Source organism: Hallella absiana (assembly GCF_025457485.1).
Taxonomy (GTDB): domain Bacteria; phylum Bacteroidota; class Bacteroidia; order Bacteroidales; family Bacteroidaceae; genus Prevotella; species Prevotella absiana.
The window spans coordinates 1-8,726 of sequence record NZ_JAMXSP010000054.1; the positions used below are offsets into that span (position 1 = coordinate 1).

An 8,726-nucleotide genomic window follows, 5' to 3' on the forward strand; every position below is an offset into this window, starting at 1 on the left:
GATGAAAGCCTTCAGGTCATGCCTGAAGGGAATAAGGGATATACCCTTCTTTTTCTATAGATGTGTTACTGTCTTTGGTTAGGCAGCGGCATCCGTCCGCCACGGACAATCCCCCTTGGGCCCCAATTTGACGAAGATGGTAATCCTATTAGTTGGCTAAGATCAGAAAAAAGATTCAAGCAAGATATTAAAGAAGGAGAAGCCAGAATTGTGCCATCTCCAAATGGAGGTTGGTCCGTGCAGTTCAAGCAGAGAATGCCGCAAGGAAAGAAACCAAGAAGTATATTTACGACAACTGAAAGACTTGTTGATGATAAAGGTACAACAAGTACAGGATCGGAAGATGTCTACCGATATTTTAAGAAAGATGTATTCTCGAATCCTAAACCGATAGCGCTAATAAAATATTTGCTTGGTTTTGCTGCAAACGACAATGCAATAGTAATGGATATTTTCAGTGGTTCCGGAACGACTGCAGACAGTATTTTTAGGTTGAATAAAGATGGGGGCAAAAGAACATTCATCCTTGTTCAGTATCCTGAGAATATAGATAATATGCTTAACTCTTCTTCAGAGAATGCAAAAAGAATAGCCAACAATGCAATTTCTGTTTTAGATGAATTACATAAGCCGCATTTACTAACTGAATTAGGTGAGGAAAGAATTCGCAGAGCAGGATCAGAGGTAAATGAAGAATTTTCAAAAGAACAGCCAAATTTGTTTGAGAAAAGCAACAAGTTAAAACTTGACACTGGCTTCCGTGTCTTCCGCGTAGACTCCAGCAATATGAAGGATGTTTATTTCGCTCCAAAGGACTTGGATCCTCAGCAGTTGGATCTTTTTGCAGATAACGTAAAAGAAGACCGCACGGAACTCGATCTGCTTTATGGCTGTATGGTGGATTGGGGTGTGCAGCTCTCGTTGCCTTTGGCTACAGAAACGATAGACGGTGTGACGGTCTATACCATCAACGACGGCGACCTCGTGGCTTGTTTCGGTAAGCCCATCACTGATAATGTTGTCAAGGCGATGGCCGACAAGGCTCCGCTTCGCGTCCTCTTCCGTGACAGCTGCTTCGAGAAGGACGAGCAGAAAATCAACATCTTTGAGCAGTTCAAGCAGCTCCTTAGCTGGTCAGACGATGAAGCGTTGAACAACATCCGTGTGATATAACAACTTCAAAGAGGACTTATCATCGTATCAAAGCTATGTAATGATGGTGGCAAACCTATGTTCTCGTGAGGCTGAAACAATGTTCAGATGGGGTCGAACCTATTTGATGGATGTTGTAATCCTATAGAAAAAGATCGTTTGCTACGCAGCAAAGGATCATTTGCTACGCAGCGAATAATGGGTCGCAACGCAGAAAAACAAAAGAAGGAAAAATTGAATGAAACTCAAATATAAACACCAGCGTTTCCAAGAAGATGCCGCCCGTGCCGTGACGGACTGCTTCCTGGGTCAACCGCACTACGACGGAACGAGCAACTTTCTCGTTGACCAGGGTGTTGTCAATGGCAAGCAGGACAACAATTTATTCCATGTTGAGGGCTTTGCCAACGCACCGTTGGAGCCAGACGTGCCTTTGCGCGACAACATACGCAGGGTGCAGACCTCGTTCGGTCTGAAACCCATCGACCAGTTGGAGGGCGACGGTCGCACGCTGACCATCGAGATGGAGACGGGAACGGGCAAGACATTCACCTATATCAAGACGATGTTCGAGCTGAACAAGCTCTATGGCTGGACGAAGTTCATCGTCGTGGTGCCGAGCATCGCCATCCGCGAGGGAGTGCTCAGCAGCTTCGACAGCATGAGCGAGTATTTCGCACAGGAATACGGCAAGCGTATCCAGTACTTCGTCTATAACTCCAAACAGCTCTCCAAGATAGACTCTTTCGCCGCCGATGCCGGCATACACGTGATGATCATCAACACGCAGGCCTTCAATACCTCGCTCAATGAGGACAAGAACAAGGAAGGGCGTGCAGGAGATGCTGCTGCCCGTATCATCTTCTCCCGTCGTGACGAATTTCGCTCACGCCGTCCTATTGACATCCTCGCCGCCACGCACCCCATCATGATCATCGACGAGCCCCAGAGCGTGCTCGGTGCCAACAAGACGAACCAGACACGCAAGGGCTTGAAATTGTTTAATTCTCTCTTCAAGCTTCTCTACAGTGCCACACACCGCAAGGACGACATCGCCAACATGGTGTATCGTCTCGACGCTATGGATGCCTACAACAAGCACTTGGTGAAGAAGATTGAAGTGGTCGGTGTGGAGCAGAAAGGCACGACCGCCACCAACGGCTATGTCTACCTCGAACAGATACTTATCTCCACTGGCAACCCACAGGCCCGTATCAACTACGACGTGATGCGCAAGAGCGGTACGGTGGCCCAACAGTCGAAAGTCGTCAGCGACGGCTTCGACCTCTATGAGCAGAGTGGGGGACTGGAGGAGTACCGCGACGGCTTCGTCATTGACCGCATTGACGGGCGCACGAACACCATCCATTTTGTCAATGGTCAGACGTTGGAACCCGGACAGATGATTGGCAAGACCACCGAGGATGTCATCCGCCGCAACCAGATACGTGAGACCATCCGCAAGCACATCGAGCGTGAGAGCCAACTATATCCCAAGCATATCAAAGTGTTGTCGCTGTTCTTCATCGACCATGTAAGCAGCTACAGACTGTATGGCGGTGAGGAGACTAAGGGTAAGTTTGCCAAGATGTTCGAGGAGGAATACCCCCGTGTACTACAAGAATACATCCCTTATCTGACCGATTCCGCCTACCTGCGCTATCTGCAAGATCCACGGAATGCAGCCGAGAACATCCATCAAGGCTATTTCTCGATGGACAAGAAAGGCCACATGGTGGACCCGAAGACGGAGCGTGGCAGCGACAACAGCAACGACGAGAGCGCCTATGACCTCATCATGAAGGACAAGGAACGGCTGCTTAGTCTGAAAGAGCCTGTCAGGTTCATCTTCTCCCACAGTGCGCTGAAGGAAGGCTGGGACAATCCCAACGTCTTCCAAATTTGCACTCTGAAAGAGAGCGACAACGAGAACAAGAAACGGCAGGAAGTGGGTCGTGGCATGCGCCTTTGCGTCAACGAGCGTGGCGACCGCCAGGATGCCGACGTGCTTGGAGAAGACGGTGTATTCAATACGAACATCCTTACCGTTATAGCCAGCGAGAGTTATGATCGTTTTGCCGACGGCCTACAGCATGAGATTGCCGATGCCTGCGCCGACCGCCCCATGAAGGTGACGGAAGACTTGTTTGTCGGCGTGAAATATACGACAGAGGACGGAACGGAGCACACCATTACCGACGGTGTTGCCGACGACATCCAAGAGATGCTGATAGAGCAAGGCTATATCCATCGTGGCAAGCTGACAGACAAATACTTTGCCGACAAAGATGCGGACAAGCTTGATTTCAGCGACTTGGATAATATCAAAGAAGTCATCGTCAACCAGCTTGACGGCGTGTTCGACCCGAAGAAGGTGAAGCCGACCAATGGACGTGGCACTGTGGAAGGACACTTCAACGAGCAGAAGTTCAAGGACGAGTTCATGGGCTTGTGGAAGGAAATCAACACCCACAGCTACTATACGGTGCATTTCGACTCGCAGAAGCTCATCGACAAGGCAGTCCAGCAACTCGACAAGAGCTTGAACGTGACCGAGATTAAGGTATTCATCAGTACGGGTAGCCTTGAAAAGATTGAGAGCAAACAGCAACTTGAGGAAGGAACCGCCATGAAGCAGGGCAAGAACCGCACGGTACAGGTACATGAGGGCGTGGGCAGTGTGCGCTATGACCTCATCGGTCAGCTCGTCTCCAAGACGGGGCTGACGCGTAAGACCATCGTTGCCATTCTTCAGGGCATTGACCCGAAGAAGACGTTCCATCAGTTCCAGCTCAACCCCGAGGAGTTCATCATGAAGTCGGCACGCATCATCAACTCCTGCAAGGCCATGTCGGTCATCGAGCATATCGAGTACAACAAGATGGACGGCACCTATGACAAGGACGTGTTCACCGAGAACACGCTGCGTGGCAAGCTCGGCGAGAATGCCATGGCATCGAAGAAGAGCCTCTACGACCTTGTTGTGGTGGACTCAAAAGGCGAGATGGATTTTGCCGAGGCTTTGGAGAAGCAGGATATGGTGCAGGTCTATACCAAGCTGCCCCGTGGTTTCTATATCAATACTCCTATGGGTCATTACAATCCCGACTGGGCAGTGGTGTTCAAGGAAGACAGCGGTGTCAGGCATATCTACTTCATAGCCGAGACCAAGGGCTCCATCATCGAGGCCGACCTGCGCGACGTGGAAAAAGCCAAGATAGCTTGTGCCACCAAGCATTTTCAGAGCATCGGCGCGAGCGATGTCCAATACGATGTCGTCAATTCCTGGGACACATTATATAATAAGGTAATGAAATAGCAGGGCGCGGCCCTTGTGGCCGTCCGCACAGATTGAATATGGCAACATACAAGGATAAATACACATGGGTTCCGTTCTTTCATGAACTGGCAGAAAAGCTCTTGGCTTATAAGGAAAGACAAGAAGAACTGAAGGATGTGGTTTTGACGTCTCTCGACCCAAGTTATACAAACCATATCAACTCGAGCAGTAAATTTCCGCCAAAGGATATCGATCCATTTACTGTTATGGGTATCATCAACCGTCTGACACTTATTTCAAAAAAGACGGAGATATGTACTGTTTTCAAACGAATATTCAATATGAGCTCTGACACTCCTGTTGATTATGAAGGTGTACCACAGCTAAATCCACAGAAGTCAGTGTACTATTGGTCTGATATTACCTCAGAAGAAAGAGAAGCCAACATTCAGAACTTGTGGAAGCTTCTCGATGCTGTTATCAACAATAAGGGAGATAAAGAGATTGGTGAAATTTACGATATCGTAAAGGAACAAAAAGGTATAAGGTTTCGTGCTACGATTGCCTTGTATTGGATTAAGCCCAAGACTTATCTTTCTCTCGACAGCAATAACCGACAACTGTTGAACCACTATGGCATTTATGTTAAAAATAACATGGACTATGCCGACTATCTCAACATCATGGACGAGCTGAACACGAAGATTTACAACCGTGAGGTTCCTTGTGACAATTTCATAGACTTCACGGCACTGGCCTATGAGGACAGCGGTATCGTGGCCGAACCCGATGCCGATGTTGTCGCCAAAGCCCCACATGATGGCACGCAATACTTCTGGCTCAATGACAGTCCGACGTTATGGGATGTGGATGAATACAATGTCGGTGACAAGCAGACCTATACAGCTTACGGCGACAAGGGCAAGAAGCGAAGGATATTCAAGTACTTTGAAAAGGCAAAGGCTGGTGACAAGCTGATTTGCTATGAGACGACTCCCGTGAAGCGTGTGAAGGCTCTTTGTGAAATCACCAAAGGCTTGCACAAGTCAAAGGAGGGCGAGGTGCTGGAATTTGTCATTACCGAAAAGGTGAAATACCAAGTGCCATGGTCTGAGCTGATACAAAATGAGGTGTTCAGAAACAGTGAGCCGGGCAAAGGCGTTCAAGGCTCGTTGTTCGGGTTGTCCTATGAGGAATATCAAGCCATTGTGGAGATGGCAAGCAAGGAAGAGCGTACAAGCTCCTCTTCTGACAGCCCCCAGCCTGACTATGATACCTATGACTTCGACAAGGACAGGGACAAGCCTTTCATTGACAAAGACGAGTTCCTGCATATTGTAGAACTGCTCAAACGGTTCAAGAACATCATCCTTCAAGGTGCTCCGGGCGTAGGAAAGACATTCCTTGCGAGAAAGGTAGCCTATCAGATGATGGGTGAGCAGAATGACGCAAATATTGCCATGGTGCAGTTCCACCAGAGCTATAGCTATGAGGACTTCATCCAGGGCATACGTCCGGCAAAGGACGGCTTCGAGGTGAAGAATGGTATCTTCTACGAGTTCTGCCAAAAAGCCCTGGCAGCACCTAAAGAGCAGTTCTTCTTCATCATCGACGAGATCAACCGTGGCAACATCAGTAAGATATTTGGTGAGTTGATGATGCTCATTGAGCCTGACAAGCGAAAGAGCAAGTATGCCATCTCGCTCACGTACAGTGAAAGCAGCGACGAAACGTTCTACGTACCGGAGAATGTCTATATCATTGGCTGCATGAATACCGCCGACCGTTCGCTGGCACAGTTGGACTATGCACTGCGCCGCCGCTTCTCGTTTTACACTCTGGAGCCGGAGTTCAAACAGACTTTTAAGGACTTCCTCTCCGAGCATGGACTGCATAAGGAGTTCATCAACACGATATGCCTGCGGCTCAACAAGGTGAATGACCTGATAGCCAGTGAGGAGCTGTTAGGGCCTGGTAAGATGATTGGCCACAGCTATTTCACGGATGTGGCCCATATCGCTGAAGCTGACAAGTGGTGGCAGGACACGCTTGATTATCAAGTACTGCCCTACCTCAGAGACGTATGCTTTGACGATGAAGGGCTATACCATCAGTTGGAACGCATATTGACAGGAAAAGAAGAGTAACATGGAGGGCATCCGCAAGTACATACCCATACAGAACCTCTACTATCTCCTTTGCTACGCATGGGATTTGGCAGAGCAGCGCGACAAGATAAAGGTTGACGCAGAACACTGCAATACCTATCCAGACTTGTTCGCCAAGCTGTTGGTGGCCGGATGTCAAAGGCTCTTCCGCTATGGAATCTACCATGAGTATGTCTACGTGGAAGAAGATAGGTACGGCGTAAAGGGAAAGCTCAATGTCAGCAAGACGCTGAGGGGCAATCACTGGAGAGAAGGAAGGTTGCATTGCAACTATGACGAGTATTCCCATGATGTGCTTATCAATCAGATTATCTATGCCACATTGAGACGGCTGATGAATTATGACGGTCTCGACGCAGCCAACCACAAGGCGGTCAAGTCTGTATATCTTCAATTCCCTCCTGTCTCTCTGATTCCGCTAACCAAGGAAGACTTTGGCAAAGTGACCATCACCCGTAACAATCGCTTCTATGGTCTGCTGGTACATATTTGCCAACTGATATTTGAGTCTCTGCTTCCCGACGAGCATACCAAGGGAAAATATCATTTCCTTGATTTCTCCAAGGACAGGCTCAATGCCATCTTTGAGAAGTTCCTCTTCAACTTCTACAAGAAGGAGTGCCGGGATGATTATCCGACCGTTGACCGCTCGTACATTGATTTCCAAATGTCGCCCGTGGATGAAGGAACTGTCAGCCACCTGCCTACGATGATTACGGACGTAACGATGACCAACAAGAGAATGGAACGTAAAATCATCCTCGACGCCAAGTATTATGTCCAGACGTTGGTCTCGCGCCCGGAGGAAGGAAGCAAGGAACATATCCGTCGTGAGCATATCTCTCAGATCATGAGCTACGTCCTCAACCAAGAGGATGCCTCTGTACCTTATACGCTCAGTACCAACGGTATTCTCGTATATCCAAAGGTTCAGAAGTCCATCTTCGATACTTACCGTTATCGTAACACCGACCACTACATCCGTGTTTGCACAGTGGACCTGAATGAGGAATGGAAGGAGATAGATAGAAGATTGAAAGAAATTATTAAATTTTAATATACAATGGTAGAAACAAAAACGACATCAATTCCTCAACCTGATAGTTTACAACAAAGGGGAAAGGTAACTCCTACATCAGTGCCTCGACCAACAACACCCCCCAAAAAATAATAAATTTATTATTGTTATGACAAGCAAGAAATCAGAAAATCGAAGTGGAAAGATAACACCTACATCAGCACCCCGTCCAACTACACCACCAAAAAAATAATAGCATGGATCAAGAGTCTTTTGACACATATAAAAATGCTCAGTTAGATATTATTTGGGCAAAACTTGAAGAAATCTATACAAACATAGAATATTCTTCACTTAAAGCAGCCTCAGAGAAGTCTAATGTACAAAAGAGAATAATAGTGGCACTGATTGTAATCAATGCCATATATAGTTCTGTATGCTTTTTATATAGTGAAGGTATACTTAAGCCACATTCACTTGCATATATTGTTATTAGCGCTATTTACATCTTTGGAGGCGGAATAATTGCATATTTCAAGTCTGACTGGTTGGAAGAAATTGTAGGTCTAAAAACCCAAAATGGACAAAAGCTAATAGAACTCAATTCGTCTTTAGAAACGTATAGACTAAAGATATTTGGAACTTTTGCCAAAGCAAGAGTTTGTGAAGATGAAAAAGAATTTGAAAGTTTAATAAAGGATTTTCATCAAATAGTATCTGATTATCTACCTTTTGAAAAAAAACATGACGAACTTACTGGAGTAATTGACCCCGTTTTGGAAAAGGAAGCTCAACGCAGAGCAAAATTAAAGATGCTGGAGCTTACAAAAAGTATACAAAAATAGGTAGGTTTACAAAAATATATAAACACTGAAGTCTAAAAATCAATAGTATAAATAATAAAAGTACAAATTATTACCAATGCACTATGAAGAAATTTATATTACTAATTATGATTCTTACAATGCCATTAATGTCAAAGGCACAAGGCCCAAGGGGGATTGTCCGTGGCGGACGGATGCCGCTGCCTAACCAAAGAACTTGATATGATAGCGTGCTAAAACTATTTTTTTTGCTTACCTTTGCGGTCATGGAACAAGAAAAGATA

5 protein-coding genes and 1 pseudogene are annotated in these 8,726 nt (G+C 46.6%); all 6 read left to right on the top strand.

All coding sequences use genetic code 11. The features are described from left to right. Positions 1–60 precede the first annotated feature (60 nt). A pseudogene (locus NG346_RS14670) lies at positions 61–492 on the top strand (DNA methyltransferase); the annotation flags it as partial. Between the two features lie 225 nt (positions 493–717). Further along, on the top strand, positions 718–1,173 hold the full coding sequence (locus NG346_RS13945) for a hypothetical protein (RefSeq protein ID WP_262288888.1): 456 nt from the start codon (positions 718–720) through the stop codon (positions 1,171–1,173). Positions 1,174–1,390: 217 nt separating this feature from the next. Continuing rightward, positions 1,391–4,471: a type III restriction-modification system endonuclease gene (locus NG346_RS13950; protein ID WP_262281116.1), complete on the top strand. Its 3,081-nt coding sequence runs from the start codon at positions 1,391–1,393 to the stop codon at positions 4,469–4,471. Between the two features lie 38 nt (positions 4,472–4,509). Continuing rightward, a complete protein-coding gene (locus NG346_RS13955; RefSeq protein ID WP_262281115.1) occupies positions 4,510–6,579 on the top strand; it encodes an AAA family ATPase in 2,070 nt (689 codons plus the stop codon). A gap of 1 nt (position 6,580) precedes the next feature. Beyond that, the gene (locus NG346_RS13960) at positions 6,581–7,657 is read left to right on the top strand and encodes a 5-methylcytosine restriction system specificity protein McrC (RefSeq protein ID WP_262281114.1); all 1,077 of its coding nucleotides are present in this window, start codon (positions 6,581–6,583) and stop codon (positions 7,655–7,657) included. A 218-nt stretch (positions 7,658–7,875) separates the two neighbouring features. After that, a complete protein-coding gene (locus NG346_RS13965; RefSeq protein ID WP_262281113.1) occupies positions 7,876–8,463 on the top strand; it encodes a hypothetical protein in 588 nt (195 codons plus the stop codon). The last annotated feature ends 263 nt before the right edge of the window (positions 8,464–8,726 follow it).